This is a genomic window from Fictibacillus sp. 7GRE50 (assembly GCF_015903875.1).
GTDB lineage: Bacteria > Bacillota > Bacilli > Bacillales > Fictibacillaceae > Fictibacillus > Fictibacillus phosphorivorans.
This window is the reverse complement of record NZ_JACZDW010000001.1, coordinates 321,313-335,141: the sequence shown is the minus strand read 5'-3', so window position 1 is coordinate 335,141 and position 13,829 is coordinate 321,313. Positions and strand designations below refer to the sequence as shown.

General features: G+C 38.3%; 14 protein-coding genes. 8 read left to right on the top strand and 6 right to left on the bottom strand.

Annotated elements, in window-relative coordinates; all coding sequences use genetic code 11:
- Positions 1–67: 67 nt before the first annotated feature.
- The gene (locus IHV12_RS01625) at positions 68–952 is read right to left on the bottom strand and encodes an alpha/beta fold hydrolase (RefSeq protein ID WP_197131982.1); all 885 of its coding nucleotides are present in this window, start codon (positions 950–952) and stop codon (positions 68–70) included.
- 511 nt (positions 953–1,463) lie between these two features.
- On the opposite strand from IHV12_RS01625, the gene IHV12_RS01620 reads away from it, so the two are divergent.
- The 4 genes from IHV12_RS01620 (at position 1,464) to yugI (ending at position 6,114) form a co-directional block, all read left to right on the top strand.
- Positions 1,464–1,619: a sporulation protein YjcZ gene (locus IHV12_RS01620; protein ID WP_197131979.1), complete on the top strand. Its 156-nt coding sequence runs from the start codon at positions 1,464–1,466 to the stop codon at positions 1,617–1,619.
- A gap of 466 nt (positions 1,620–2,085) precedes the next feature.
- A complete protein-coding gene (locus tag IHV12_RS01615; RefSeq protein WP_197189656.1) occupies positions 2,086–3,468 on the top strand; it encodes a class II fumarate hydratase in 1,383 nt (460 codons plus the stop codon).
- 229 nt (positions 3,469–3,697) lie between these two features.
- A complete protein-coding gene (gene asnB / locus IHV12_RS01610) occupies positions 3,698–5,614 on the top strand; it encodes an asparagine synthase (glutamine-hydrolyzing) (RefSeq protein ID WP_197189655.1) in 1,917 nt (638 codons plus the stop codon).
- A gap of 80 nt (positions 5,615–5,694) precedes the next feature.
- Positions 5,695–6,114: a S1 domain-containing post-transcriptional regulator GSP13 gene (yugI, locus tag IHV12_RS01605; RefSeq protein ID WP_066397183.1), complete on the top strand. Its 420-nt coding sequence runs from the start codon at positions 5,695–5,697 to the stop codon at positions 6,112–6,114.
- 39 nt (positions 6,115–6,153) lie between these two features.
- Here yugI and IHV12_RS01600 read toward each other — a convergent pair whose 3' ends face one another.
- Entirely contained in the window at positions 6,154–6,390 is a 237-nt protein-coding gene (locus IHV12_RS01600; protein ID WP_197131970.1) for a DUF378 domain-containing protein, read from the bottom strand.
- 195 nt (positions 6,391–6,585) lie between these two features.
- Between IHV12_RS01600 and IHV12_RS01595 the strand changes: the two genes are divergently transcribed.
- From IHV12_RS01595 to IHV12_RS01585, 3 genes are all read left to right on the top strand, one after another.
- Positions 6,586–7,749, top strand: a complete 1,164-nt coding sequence (locus tag IHV12_RS01595) for an iron-containing alcohol dehydrogenase (protein ID WP_197131966.1) — start codon at positions 6,586–6,588, stop codon at positions 7,747–7,749.
- 284 nt (positions 7,750–8,033) lie between these two features.
- A complete protein-coding gene (locus tag IHV12_RS01590; protein ID WP_197131963.1) occupies positions 8,034–9,383 on the top strand; it encodes a glucose-6-phosphate isomerase in 1,350 nt (449 codons plus the stop codon).
- Positions 9,384–9,509: 126 nt separating this feature from the next.
- On the top strand, positions 9,510–9,914 hold the full coding sequence (locus IHV12_RS01585; RefSeq protein WP_197132189.1) for a YugN-like family protein: 405 nt from the start codon (positions 9,510–9,512) through the stop codon (positions 9,912–9,914).
- 33 nt (positions 9,915–9,947) lie between these two features.
- On the opposite strand, the gene IHV12_RS01580 is transcribed toward IHV12_RS01585, so the two are convergent.
- The 3 genes from IHV12_RS01580 to IHV12_RS01570 all read right to left on the bottom strand — a co-directional run bounded on the left by IHV12_RS01580 (position 9,948) and on the right by IHV12_RS01570 (position 12,932).
- Positions 9,948–10,715 carry a potassium channel family protein gene (locus IHV12_RS01580; protein ID WP_197189654.1) on the bottom strand — a complete coding sequence of 256 codons (768 nt, stop codon included), beginning with the start codon at positions 10,713–10,715 and terminating at the stop codon, positions 9,948–9,950.
- A 103-nt stretch (positions 10,716–10,818) separates the two neighbouring features.
- Positions 10,819–12,501, bottom strand: a complete 1,683-nt coding sequence (locus IHV12_RS01575; protein WP_197189653.1) for an anti-sigma-I factor RsgI family protein — start codon at positions 12,499–12,501, stop codon at positions 10,819–10,821.
- Positions 12,501–12,932, bottom strand: a complete 432-nt coding sequence (locus IHV12_RS01570; RefSeq protein ID WP_197131956.1) for a hypothetical protein — start codon at positions 12,930–12,932, stop codon at positions 12,501–12,503. The genes IHV12_RS01575 and IHV12_RS01570 overlap by 1 nt, the downstream gene beginning before the upstream one ends.
- 171 nt (positions 12,933–13,103) lie before the next feature.
- On the opposite strand from IHV12_RS01570, the gene IHV12_RS01565 reads away from it, so the two are divergent.
- Positions 13,104–13,364, top strand: a complete 261-nt coding sequence (locus IHV12_RS01565) for a hypothetical protein (protein ID WP_231620609.1) — start codon at positions 13,104–13,106, stop codon at positions 13,362–13,364.
- An 84-nt stretch (positions 13,365–13,448) separates the two neighbouring features.
- On the opposite strand, the gene IHV12_RS01560 is transcribed toward IHV12_RS01565, so the two are convergent.
- Positions 13,449–13,799: a hypothetical protein gene (locus IHV12_RS01560; RefSeq protein WP_197189652.1), complete on the bottom strand. Its 351-nt coding sequence runs from the start codon at positions 13,797–13,799 to the stop codon at positions 13,449–13,451.
- Positions 13,800–13,829 lie beyond the last annotated feature (30 nt).

Here is a 13,829-nt window from a genome sequence, read left to right as displayed (position 1 = left end):
AAGAGGTTGAGCCTGTTAGGAGACATGGGTTCAGCCTCTTTTATTAATTATATTACATCAGAATTGATCAGGAAGTTTCTTGTTGAAAATCAGTTCCGTGAGTGATTCCTCGCTCAATAAAACGTGTGATTTCACTGCATATTTCTTGGGGCTTTTCTTCCATTAGCAGATGTCCACATTTATCATAGACGATAAGTTCAGCGCTAGGTAGATCATGTTTTAAACGATAACCTGTTTTAACGGGCATCACTTTGTCCTCTTTGCCCCATAACATCAATACGGGCTGCTGAATCTGATTTAAATCCTGTGAGCACATATCTCCTTCTCGTTGCCGTAATAGCCTGACTAAAGAATGGATGAACGCTACCTCGCTAATCGGTTTTCTATAACTTTCAATCATTTCTTCCGTAACCAGCTTTGAGTCATGTAAGACAGAAAGCAAATTTTCTTTTACGTCTTTTCTCTGAATCCAATTGCGCATTCCCCAACTAAACAACGGTAAGTAGGAGCATGCGATTAAAGAACGGCTTGCTCTTTTTACATATGAACAACAGCCAAGAAGGATTAATTTTTCAATTCGCTCAGGAGACTTCTTTGCTGCATGCATAGAGATTTGGCCGCCCATAGAGTGCCCGATCAATATGGCGTTTTGAATGTTTAAAGCGTCTAAGAAATCTATAATCAGTTGTCCATAGTTAGAAAGCTTGTAGATGAAATTTGTCGATTTTTCACTCTGTCCAAACCCTGGAAGATCGATAGACAATACTTTATACGTCTTCGTTAAGTAAGGAAGCAGTTTTCTAAAACTAACCGTAGAAGATAAAAATCCATGCACAAGAACTAAGACTTTCGCATGTGGATCTTCGTGATCGAAGTATTCATAATAAATTTGAACATTATTCACATTGATTCGATATCCTGGATAATAATTGTGCTTTTCATCATGAGCCATGAATGTCTTACCTCCGTCCGCAGAATTCTATGAGTAGTTTCACCAATCGATCCACAAGATACAACGAGAAATTATTTCCTCTTTTTTTATTACTTTCTAAAAAATTTTTGCATTCGTGTATAGTTACATTGATGCTTTCCATGGGGCGAACGGTGAGCCTCATGTCTATTTGCATTGACTAGCCACTCGAAGTCCATGAAGAATACAATATTGAAGGTGTTTTCACCTTTTGCTTGTCGGGGCTAAACGAGTCACTTCCACTTTTCGGACTGCCGCTTTGCGCCTTTAAGGGTCTCACCTGACCGCTCGTCCTATAGAAGTCGGCAACCTTACGCTTCAATCAACTTGCATAGAAGAAAGAGAAAAAGAAAACATCCAAAACAGCCTTTTAAAACTTAAAAAAGTAATGGAAAGCCAAAATTTGTGCGTTTGCCTCTATTCCTCTTTACCCACTTCGTACATATTTTAATAAGGAGTAAGAACGCATAAAGAAATAAGAGGAGGTAGCAGGATGGCATTTCCATATTATCCTTACTATACCCCGTATGCTTACGGAGCTTACGGTTATGGCGGCTATGGTTACGGTTGGATCTGGGCTGTAATAATTATAGTATTTATTCTCATCTTGATATTTGGTGGCTGGTGGTGGTGGAACACTAGAGACTAACAGATTAAGGCTTGGAGGTAGGGTCTTCAGGCCTTTTTTTGCTTAAGTATGGATGAACAGTTATGCGGGGATAATGAAAGAAAAAAATGGAGAGATGTTATGCATAGTCGACAAACAGTCCGCTATATATGTGAAGAATACGTAAGCGGTAACTGTTATTATTACAAAAGTGAGATCATTACACATGATAACTGGAAAAATCTTGACTCCCTTTCCTGGTCAAGGCCCCGTCCAATATCGGAAAAGACCTTTCTGAAACAAAAGAAAGCAGGGTTTACAACAGAGCATAAGTTTATAAAAAAAGAGCCTGCTGTGGTCGTTTCACTGCACAAAACGAAAACCGTCTAACTAGGCGGTTTTTTTGTTTACAACAATTAATTAGATAGTAAAGGTGTTTTTGGAAAAGGGTTACATCTTTTTTAAGAAGGGGATACAAGATATAAGGTTACTTAAGGAGGTAGAGATCTTGGATAAATTTCGAATTGCCAAAGATACGTTGGGGGAAGTTAGGGTCCCTAAAGAGGCCTACTATGGAGCTCAAACACAAAGAGCGGTAGAAAATTTTCCGATCAGCGGTATTCGGTTACCGTTATCATTCATAAAAGCACAAGCTATCATTAAAGGTAGCGCAGCCTTCGCGAATAGAGAATGTAAGGCACTAAGTAACGAAAAAGCGAATGCCATCATTTCGGCAGCAGATGAAGTGGTTAACGGCGATTTGAGAGATCAATTTGTTGTAGATGCCTATCAAGCAGGTGCGGGCACTTCTCAAAATATGAACATGAATGAGGTTCTAGCTTCACGTGCTTCTGAGATATTAGGCGGGGAAAAAGGTGATTATTCAATTGTTCACCCTAATGATGATGTGAATATGTCACAATCCACCAATGATACCATTCCGACAGCTATACAAATTTCAGTTGCATCTGAACTTCAAACAACTCTTTATCCGGCTCTTAGTCGTTTGATTCAAGTTTTGAAGGAAAAGGAAAAAGAGTTTCACGAGATTATTAAAGCGGGCAGAACACATTTGCAGGATGCTGTGCCTATTCGATTAGGCAGCGAATTCAAAGGTTACAGAGGCACACTTGAATCTGTAAAGCATGCTTTAGAACATTCAGAGACCTCTTTATATGATTTAGGATTGGGTGGAAATGCAGTAGGTACAGGAATAAACGCTCACCCTGATTATGCACAACTCGCAATAAAACAGATTGCACAAAAAACGAAGCTGCCGTTTACACAGAGTGACAATACATATGCTTTTATGCAGAATACGAACGCAGCGATTCGAGTAAGCGGCCACTTAAAAGAATTAGCTCTTCACCTAATAAAAATATCGAGTGACCTTAGACTGTTAAGCAGTGGCCCAAGGACAGGATTTGCTGAAATCATGCTGCCAGCGGTGCAGCCAGGATCATCGATCATGCCAGGCAAGATCAACCCGGTCATTTTAGAAAACATGTATATGATCTGTTCACAAGTAATAGGTAATGACACATGTGTGTCCACAGCTGCAATCGGAAGTCAGCTAGAAATCAATGCAATGATGCCTGTAATTGGTTTCAATGTGCTCCAATCTATCACAATCTTGAGTAATGGAATCACTATCTTTACAGAAAAATGTTTAAAAGATATCACTGCTAATGAAGAGAATATACAAAATTGGCTCGAGCAGAGTCTTTCACTTGTAACAGCGCTAAACCCTCATATTGGATATGAAAAAGCAGCAGCGGTAGCAAAAGAAAGTTTCGAGACAGGCAAGACATTAAAAGAAGTGCTGGTTGCAAAAAAGATCTTAACTAGAGAAGAAGCTGACCGAATCCTAGATCCAAATTCAATGATTTAAAGTTATGCTGTAACTTTTAAATCGCTGTTCTCGACAAATATAGTACAGATTTCTTGTTTTTCATATTATTAACAAATAATTAGTGAAGATTGGAATTTACAGAGTTATAATAGAGAAGTTCATTCACATATAAAGGGAAATAAATAATATTCTGGAAAACCAATTAGTTAACTTGGTTTAATAAATGAAAAGTGGACATTTGAACTGTTTTTTGGGGAGGAACTTGAAAATGTGCGGTTTTATTGGATATATGTTAAACACGCCTGAGACGGTAGAACAAAATGAAACTGAGCAATTAATCAATATGACTAACATCATTACTCATCGAGGTCCAGATGATAGTGGTCATTTTGTAGATCAGTATGTTCGCTTCGGTTTTCGCCGTCTGAGCATCATTGATATAGAAAGTGGTAAACAACCACTTTCATACGAAGATGACCGTTATTGGATTATTTTTAATGGTGAAATATATAATTATGTTGAAATAAGAAAAGATCTAGAAGAAAAAGGATATATGTTTAAAACCCATTCGGATACCGAGGTAATCCTCGCTCTTTTTAGTGAGAGAAGAGAAAAAGCCTTTACTGAACTTCGAGGGATGTTTGGCTTTTTAATCTGGGATAAAGATAAGAAAGAGCTTTATGGAGCAAGAGACCGTTTCGGGATCAAACCTTTTTTCTATCTTGAGGATGAAGAAGGACTATACTGTGCTTCTGAAAAGAAAAGTATTAACGTTGTTAAAGAAAAGCAAGAAGTAGATGCCGAAGCACTTCATCATTATTTGACCTATCAATTCGTGCCAGAGCCAATGACTTTAACGAAGGGGATCAAAAAACTTGAACCTGGCCATTATTTTGTAAAAAAAGCGGGCAGACCGATGTCTATCCAATCGTATTGGAAGCCTAGTTTTAAACCAAATAATATGACACTTGAAGAAGCGAAGAATGAAATTCGTTCTGTTATGCGAGATTCAGTAAAAGTTCATATGCGTTCTGACGTTCCTGTAGGTGCTTTCTTGTCTGGAGGAATAGATTCAAGTGCAATTGTCGCTCTAGCGAGTGAACTGCACCCATCGCTAAAAACGTTTACGGTCGGATTTGAAAGAGAAGGATTTAGTGAGATTGATGTAGCTGTTCAAACTGCTGCTGCATTAAACGTTGAAAATATCCACTATTTAGTTAAACCAGAAGAATTTATTAAAGAACTTCCAAAAATCATCTGGCATATGGATGATCCAGTAGCCGATCCAGCAGCTGTTCCCCTGTATTTTGTCGCTCGTGAAGCAGCAAAACACGTGACAGTAGTTCTTTCTGGAGAAGGTGCTGATGAGTTGTTTGGAGGATACAACATCTATCATGAACCTCACTCATTAAGACATCTTTCTTCATTGCCAAAAGGTGTTGCAAAAGGGCTAGCTGCCATCGCAAGCATCCTACCTGAAGGTGTTAAAGGGAAGAGTTTTATGCAGCGAGGAAGTATGACAATTGAAGAACGTTATATTGGTAATGCGAAAATGTTTTCAGAGAGTGAAAAAAGTAAGCTCTTAAAGGAATATCGTCCTGCTTATAACTACAAAAATGTAACTAAGCCGTTGTATGAGGAAGCGAGAGCTTTTCACGATGTTCATAAAATGCAGTATATTGATCTTCATACTTGGATGAGAGGCGATATTCTCGTTAAGGCTGATAAGATGACGATGGCTCATTCGCTAGAGCTAAGGGTGCCTTTCCTTGATAAAGAAGTATTCAATGTTGCTTCCAAATTGCATCCAAGTCTTACAGTAACGAATGGAACAACAAAATATGCACTAAGGGAAGCGATGAATGGGATCGTTCCTGATTCTGTGCTTCATCGTCGTAAGTTAGGTTTCCCTGTTCCAATTCGACATTGGTTAAAAAATGAGATGTATGATTGGGCTATACAACTCATACAGACGAGTCATACAGACCAATATCTAAATAAAGATGTAGTACTGAATCTTTTAGAAGGACACCGAGCTGGCAGAGGCGATTACAGCAGAAAATTATGGACAGTACTCATGTTCATGTTGTGGCATCAAATAAATATTGAGAAAATGTATCACTTTGGTGAAGACCTCTCACCAAAACAAGATCAAATTCAAGAAATGATGGTTTCAAGTCGATAAAACACACTCTTTATTAGTTTTGCTTGTATGATTTAGTTATGTTATACTTAACAGGTTAAAAAATAGTTAGGAGTGTTTTCATGAATTTTGAAGTAGGTAGCATTGTTGAAGGTAAAGTTACAGGCATTAAGCCTTTTGGTGCGTTCGTTGCATTAAATGATAATGTACAAGGTCTTGTACACATCTCTGAAGTTTCACATGGTTTCGTTAAAGATATTAACGATGCATTAAGTGTTGGTGACGTTGTGTCAGTAAAGGTTCTTTCTGTTGACGAAGACAGCAAGAAGATTTCACTGTCCATCCGACAAACACAGGAAGCTCCAGCTCCTGCACCTAAAAAAGAACGCCGCCCTGGTGGTTTCAACAATAATAACAAAAAGAGCAACACAAACAATCAAGACGCTAACAAAGGTTTCAACACTCTTGAAGCAAAACTTAAAGATTGGTTGAAAGAGTCTACAGATCGTCAAGCTCAACTAAACAAGCGCCTTAAAAAGTAATAAAAAAACCTCTCGATCGAGAGGTTTTTTTTATTTAAATTATACACGGTTATGTTCTGTATGACCTTCTCGGCTAAGTTCCTCGGAAGGTTTAAACAATAGTGTTAAACAGTAAAGACCAGAAAGACCTACTAGACCATAGACGATACGGGCAAGAACAGCATCTTGACCTCCAAAAATAGCAGCAACTAGATCGAACTGAAAGAACCCGATTAAACCCCAGTTGATGGCTCCAATGATAACCAATGCAAGTGCGAAACGCTGTAATCCACTCATGTAATTCCCTCCTCTTTTTAATAATTGAAAAGCTTCCTTAGGGTGGCATATTATGTCTACAATTATTCATTCCCTTAATCACTGGCATGAAACTAATCAATAAAACACATGCTAGTATTCGATAAGCTAATTACTTTACATTACATTTTATGTCCCACATAATACGGATTAACCATGTAAGAAGGAGAGATATTCATGAACGAATATATATACTACAATCCAACTCGATTAGTTTTTGGTAAAAATCAAATTCAAACGCTAAAGGACGAATTAGGGAAATTCGGAAAGAAAGTCCTCGTGGTTTATGGTGGAGGAAGCATAAAACGAAATGGCTTGTTTGATGAAGTGATGAATGAGCTTAATAAGATGGATGCAGAGGTTAGTGAGCTTTCAGGTGTGGAACCAAACCCGAGAGTATCTACTGTTCGTAAAGGCGTAGAAATTTGTAAAGAAAAAGGCATCGATGTTTTATTAGCAGTTGGTGGTGGAAGTGTTATTGACTGCACAAAGGCAATCGCAGCTGGGGCTAAGTATGATGGAGACGTATGGGATATCATTACTCTACAAGCTCAAGTGGAAGATGCACTTCCTTTTGGAACAGTTCTTACGTTAGCTGCAACTGGATCTGAAATGAATTCAGGTTCTGTTATTACGAACTGGGAAACACAAGAGAAATATGGTTGGGGAAGTCCACTTGTATTCCCTAAATTTTCAATTTTAGATCCTACTTATACGTTCTCAGTTCCTAAGGATCAAACGATTTATGGAATTGTAGATATGATGTCGCACGTATTTGAACAGTATTTCCATAACGCTACAAACACACCACTACAAGATCGCTTTGCTGAATCCATTCTATTAACAGTAATGGAAACCGCACCTAAGCTTCTAGAAGATCTTGAGAACTATGAGTTGCGTGAAACAATTCTTTACAACGGAACGATGGCACTAAACGGTACACTTCAAATGGGTGTTCGAGGTGATTGGGGAAGTCATAACATTGAACATGCTGTTTCAGCAGTCTATGATATTCCGCATGCTGGCGGTTTAGCTATTCTTTTCCCTAATTGGATGAGACATAATGTGGATACGAATGTAGCTCGCTTCAAGCAACTTGCTGTTCGAGTGTTTAACGTTGAAACAGAAGGAAAGTCCGATAAAGAAGTGGCTCTTGAAGGTATTGATCGTCTTTCTGCATTCTGGTCGTCTCTTGGAGCTCCGAACGCTCTTAAGGATTATGATATTGACGATTCAAAGCTTGACCTTATCGCAGATAAAGCGATGGCAAGAGGTGAGTTCGGTAACTTTAAGAAGCAGAATAAAGAAGATGTACTAAACATTTTAAGAATGTCTTTATAAAAGTTTCATGAAAGTGGTTGATTTTCGTTGTGGGATGCTTTCTTTCCAGATGGTGTGCGGTGAGCCCCAGAGTTTTTCGCACCCTCCACTGCAATCAACTTGCCTGAGGAGCATGAAATAACTGTAAGCCATATAAAAAGAGGGGATCGATCCTTCTTTTTATATGGCTGCTTTTTGAATATTTCGTCTTTTGTAAAGAAACCGATTACATTTGACTGGTTTCTTGATTTGGTCCTTGTACTTGTATAAAGTGAAAGAATAATGATGTTTTAGGAGGCTTACATATGACAAAGAAACTTAGTTTTGATTATAGCAAGGCCCTTTCTTTTATTGGTCAGCATGAAGTAGATTATCTTACAGGTGCGGTAAAAACTGCTCATGAAGCAATTCATGAAAAAACCGGTGCAGGGAATGACTATCTTGGCTGGGTTGACCTTCCTGAAAACTACGACCGCGAAGAATTTAGCCGAATCGTAAAAAGTGCTGAAAAAATTAAAAGTGATTCTGATGTATTGATTGTTGTTGGAATTGGTGGCTCGTACTTAGGAGCTCGTGCAGCGATCGAAATGTTAAATCATTCATTCTACAACCTTTTATCAAAAGAAGACCGCAAGACTCCACAAGTATTCTTTGCTGGACAGAACATTTCATCGACATATGTTAAAGAACTTTTTGATGTATTAAAAGATAAAGATGTATCTGTAAATGTGATCTCTAAATCTGGGACAACGACTGAACCTGCGATTGCGTTCCGTATCTTTAGAAAGTTTTTAGAAGAAAAGTACGGTAAAGATGAGGCTCGTAAACGTATTTATGCAACTACTGACAAAGCTCAGGGTGCACTTAAAACATTAGCGAACGAAGAGGGCTATGAATCCTTTATCATCCCTGATGATGTAGGTGGACGATACTCAGTGCTGACTGCTGTTGGTCTATTACCAATCGCAGTAAGTGGAGTGAACATTGAAGAGATGATGAACGGAGCGAAAGAAGCTGCAGCTGATTTCAACAACCCAAACCTTTCAGAGAACGAAGCTTATCAATATGCAGCAGTTCGTAATGCTCTTTATAATAAAGGCAAAACCATCGAATTAATGGTAAACTACGAGCCGGGTCTTCACTATGTTTCTGAATGGTGGAAGCAGCTTTACGGTGAAAGTGAAGGAAAAGACTACAAAGGCATCTATCCAGCGTCAGTTGACTTCACTACTGATCTTCACTCAATGGGGCAATACGTGCAAGAAGGGCGTCGTGACCTTTTTGAAACGGTGTTATACGTAGGTTCAGCTCGAGAAGAAATTACAATCGAAGAAGATGATCAGAATTTGGATAAACTGAATTTCTTAGCTGGTCAGACAATGGATTTTGTTAACAAGAAAGCATTCCAAGGAACAATGCTTGCTCATACAGATGGTGGAGTACCAAACTTAGTGGTGAGTATTCCTGAAATGACACCTTATCATTTTGGATATATGGTTTATTTCTTTGAAAAAGCGTGTGCGGTGAGTGGCTACTTGTTAGGTGTTAATCCATTCGACCAACCGGGAGTAGAAGCATACAAGAAGAACATGTTTGCTCTTCTAGGTAAACCCGGATTTGAAAAAGAAAAAGAAGAATTAGAAAAGCGTCTATAATCATTTTTTAAGCCTGACTCAAACATTGCTGAGTCAGGCTTTTTTTATGTTTACTTATTCTAATGGTCAAATAATCTCATGTCAGATTGGATACGCTAAGAAATAGACAATAAAGGGGTGACAATGATGAAACCGATAAAAAGCAAACTTGAAAATGAGTGTTGTGCATTAAATGAAGCTGAAGATGTTTTGAAAGGGATGGGCTTTTCTTACGGCGGGAACTGGGATTATGATCACGGCTATTTCGATTATAAACTGGATGATGAAGTAGGGTATACGTTTTTGAGAATTCCTTTTCAAGCCATTGATGGTCAGTTAGATAAAAAAGATACCACTATTCAATTTGGTGAACCTTTTTTACTGGCTCACAAATATCAGGTTGGGCTCGACGACAATGCTGAGACAGGTAATATCTCAGGGAGCTTCAATCAGTTTTCAGAGCCGCAAGATCCGGATGCGACGGTTGATCAAAAGTGGATCGGGATCGCCAAAGATTTAGTGAAAAAGGTAGAAACTGCAGTATTAAATTAAAAACAGATAGACCATGACGTCTATCTGTTTTTCTTATAGTATCTCTTTTGCAAGGCTAGAAACCATCGCATGTGAAGCAAGGTTTGAAGTGTGTATAATATGGTCGGCACCAGCTCGTATTGCGTTTGAAGTTTGCTCCGTTGTTAACACTTCTGCATGAATAGATACTGTAGGGTTCAGTCCTCTGGCTGTTAGAATAGAAAGAATCGTATTCGTATCAGCTTCGTATTCCTTTAAGTTTGCATCAGCTGTAATTAAGATGGTATGAGCTTGTTTAACATGAGCCATCATCCAAGTATGATCTTCACTAGGTTTAGCATGGATAAAATGAATGCCTTCAACATATAACGGATTTTCTTTTAATGATTCATCGATTAAAACGATATGGTTGGATTTTAATTGCTCTTTTAGAGCTTGAATCGTATGTCTAGCTCTTTCGTTCCAGCCTACTATAATGAAATGATCTTTATTTTTATACATATTTTTCCCCTCTAGAAAGCGATTTTCTCTTTTAACAACAGAACTTGCCAAGTGAACAGTCAAAAAGGCAAAAAAAGACGCGCCAATGAACACAAGGAAAATAGCTAGTATCCTTACTTCAGTTGATTCAGGAGTGAAATCGCCATATCCAACTGTTCCGGCCGTAATAACTGCCCAATAAAACCCTTCAAATATAGTTGGAAATGTTTTTGTTTCTAAGAGGTGAGCTAAAATAGCGCTGGATAATAGAATGCTAAAAAGAATAATCGCAAGTCGAATCAGCATCGGCATTCTTAAGTAAGCATAATAAATAGACCGCATACAAACACTCTCCTCCTATTATCACTATTGCCATAAAAGTTTGCTGTCTATACCGAAATGAAAACAAAAACCCCAGGACTGGAGTTAGTCCTGGGGTTTGCCATTATGAAGCCTCTTCTAAAAGTGGTGGTTCTTCAATGGAAGAATCTGATGCAACTTCATTTTCTGTTGTTTGTTGTAACTCTTTAGAAACTTCAGCTTGCTCAACTTCTTGCGTGAATGCTGAAGTTGACGTAGGGCATGACTGTTCTTTTGAAGCATTTTGATGATAAGTGGTTAATGCTTGTTGTTTTAACTCAGCATCAGTGACATTTGTTGTTACTTTAATGCGAACTTCTATAACGATACCATCAATAATAATTTCAATATAAATCCAGTGCTCTTTAGGTGTTTCTTCTTTAGGCGTTTCTTCTTTAGGCGTTTCTTCTTTAGGCGTTTCTTCTTTAGGCGTTTCCTCTTTAGGCGTTTCCTCTTTAGGTGTTTCTTCTTTAGGCGTTTCCTCTTTAGGTGTTTCTTCTTTAGGTGTTTCTTCCTTAGGCGTTTCTACCCTTGGAGTATCTTCCTTAGGTGCTTCCTTAGGAATGTTTTCTTTCGGAATTTCTGGTTTAGGTTTTTCCTCATTTGGTGTTTCCTGTTTCGGTTTATCCTCTACGGGTTTTACAGGTTTTGGTTTCTCTTCCTTTGGTGCTGTGACGACAGGTGTACTCTTCGTAGGTGCTTTGTGTGTATTCTTGTCCTGCTCACCACCAGAAGGAGCAGGCGTATTCACATGTTTTTCTTGCTCGTTCTTAATTGGTTTTTCGGCTGGCTTTTCTTCCTTTTTTGGTGCAGAAGGAATTTCAGCATGACTTACAGGTAATTCGAACGTTTTCTTTTTCTGAGGTTCCTGTATTTTTTCTTGAACCGGTGTTACTTCCTTCTCAACCTTTACCTCGTTACTCGAATCTTTTATATCTAAGATAGGTAGAGGCGGTTCGTATACAAGATCCTCTTTCTTGTCTTCAGAGGCATCAACTGTTTCAAGATCCTCTTTTAAAAGCTCTTTTATAGGGCCCACTTTTTCTGAAATCTCTTCTATTGTAAGAGTTGAAATTTCGTTCTTCGTAATTTTCATTCCAGACTTCTTAGCTGCTTTATAAATCGCATAATGACCAGGTGACATTTTCATCTTTTTAGATTGTTCGCGCTCTTTAGAACTCATCACGATAGTTGTCATCTCTATCGATTTCTTTTTAGCGGTCTCTGTCATCACTTCATTCACTTGTTGTTTGATTTCTTTCTCCTTATCAGCAGGTATTTCCTCAGATAAGGTTGTAGTAATCAATACCTCTTCCTTTGACTTCAGATAGCCGAGGTCTTCGCATGTATCAAAAATAAGGTCAGTTACATGTTCGATTTCTTCATTTTCCCAATCGTTCAATCGATCAAGAACCATATGACCTTGCTGATTATAAGCCAAGATATCCAGTACTCTCATTTCTTCGTCAATCTTCAATTCAAGACTTGGATCCATGTTTATGCCGACATAGGCATACGCCCCAGGCCCTGATATCGGTGCGAGTACTTGAAAGAATAAGAGAAAGATAGCCAGAGCTACGGCAGTTCCTGTTTTCCAGTTTATGAAAATAGAGAAAATAGATTTCTTGTTTTCTTGTCTTACTGGAAGACGAATTTCTTGACCGACCATATAGGCTGCATTGGTATTTTTAATCTTTTTAAATTCTCCGCCCTCTGCAAGAACGATGACATGGCGCTTGTTAACCTCTACAATAATCGCTTTGTTCATTAGTGTTTTCCTCCCGTGCCAGGAACATATTGCAGCAACACTTGATAGTTTTCTATAAAGATAAGGGTAAGAGCGGTTATGTATTCTCGCTGTTTCTTCATGGTGTGCTTTTGATGCTGTGTACTTTCGTTATGAAGAAGGGGCAACCGTTTCCACGTTAGAAAGTAATTCCGCATCTCAGGGTCTTTCGAGATTTCTTCAGCAACTTTTATGGCTTGCTGTCTGTTTTCAACATCCTTAGGAGTGCTGGAGACTAAGTGACTAAACTCTATTCCATATTCTTTTAACCGCATTTTAAAATGCGATATTTCTTTTACAGGATCTGGTTCATCCGTGGTACTTGTGCATAGACTCAACGATGAATTTGAAGACGGTGTTTCAAATGCAGGCTGCAATGATTTATTTTTTTTCGTAAACCAACGGCGGATCAATTGTTCCCCCTCCTTCCGACTAATATGTAAAATAATATATTTCAAGATAATAATAACCAAATTATTATAGTATACTTTCCTATGAAAAAATAGTGAAAAAAGTCACAAGAGTAAATGTTTATGAAGTTTGTTAGCACTCATTGATGGAAAAGCTGTGAATGGGTGATGAAGTTGAAATATAATAAGGAAGATCGAGAAAAATATAGTGAAGCGATAGATCGCATGCAAGAGGGGTTAGACAGCATGATCGATTTATACAATGAAGCAGAAGATGATGAAGAACTCATTCAATATGATGAAGAAGTAATTGCCGCAATCAGGCAAGCAAAAGAAAGCTTTGGAGATCAATTTATCAACCAAAAGATAAACACGATCGTCAAGGAAGTGCTTTCGTTCATGCAAGGGGGTCAGACCCCCGAAAAAGACAAATAGCAATTTTGTCCATCTAAAGAGGACACTTCTAAACCAATACAACCGCCTTCAGTGAGCAACTGAAGACGGTTGTATTGGTTCTTCTTATAAAACATACATAAAAATCGGAAACATGTTCCAGCAAAACCAGAGTGTGAGGATAAACAGAATAGAGATAGGAACAGAAACTGTATATTGAATCCATCTCGTCGTTTCAGAACTGAGCTGCCACACTTTACGAACAACAAGAATCAACACTGGTATGGTTAAGACGAGAAAGAACAATCGTACCCAATATTCATAAGTCACGGTATCAGATGTTAATGAGAGTAAGCTGATAAAACACACGATGCCTATTATTCCGTAAAACGGCCAGATGACTTGTTTCAACTTCTTAGAATCATGTATCGTTAGAAGATAGAAAGCAATCATGCAGATAATGGTGAATACGATCATTATAGACCTCCTAATTTGTTATCTTATACT

What these genes read in the sequence shown, in the direction of transcription:
- IHV12_RS01625 (WP_197131982.1), bottom strand. Translation starts at nt 952, where the DNA reads ATGGCTCATGATGAAAAGCACAATTATTATCCAGGATATCGAATCAAT.
- IHV12_RS01620 (WP_197131979.1), top strand. Translation starts at nt 1,464, where the DNA reads ATGGCATTTCCATATTATCCTTACTATACCCCGTATGCTTACGGAGCT.
- asnB (WP_197189655.1), top strand. Translation starts at nt 3,698, where the DNA reads ATGTGCGGTTTTATTGGATATATGTTAAACACGCCTGAGACGGTAGAA.
- yugI (WP_066397183.1), top strand. Translation starts at nt 5,695, where the DNA reads ATGAATTTTGAAGTAGGTAGCATTGTTGAAGGTAAAGTTACAGGCATT.
- IHV12_RS01600 (WP_197131970.1), bottom strand. Translation starts at nt 6,390, where the DNA reads ATGAGTGGATTACAGCGTTTCGCACTTGCATTGGTTATCATTGGAGCC.
- IHV12_RS01595 (WP_197131966.1), top strand. Translation starts at nt 6,586, where the DNA reads ATGAACGAATATATATACTACAATCCAACTCGATTAGTTTTTGGTAAA.
- IHV12_RS01590 (WP_197131963.1), top strand. Translation starts at nt 8,034, where the DNA reads ATGACAAAGAAACTTAGTTTTGATTATAGCAAGGCCCTTTCTTTTATT.
- IHV12_RS01585 (WP_197132189.1), top strand. Translation starts at nt 9,510, where the DNA reads ATGAAACCGATAAAAAGCAAACTTGAAAATGAGTGTTGTGCATTAAAT.
- IHV12_RS01580 (WP_197189654.1), bottom strand. Translation starts at nt 10,715, where the DNA reads ATGCGGTCTATTTATTATGCTTACTTAAGAATGCCGATGCTGATTCGA.
- IHV12_RS01575 (WP_197189653.1), bottom strand. Translation starts at nt 12,501, where the DNA reads ATGAACAAAGCGATTATTGTAGAGGTTAACAAGCGCCATGTCATCGTT.
- IHV12_RS01560 (WP_197189652.1), bottom strand. Translation starts at nt 13,799, where the DNA reads ATGATCGTATTCACCATTATCTGCATGATTGCTTTCTATCTTCTAACG.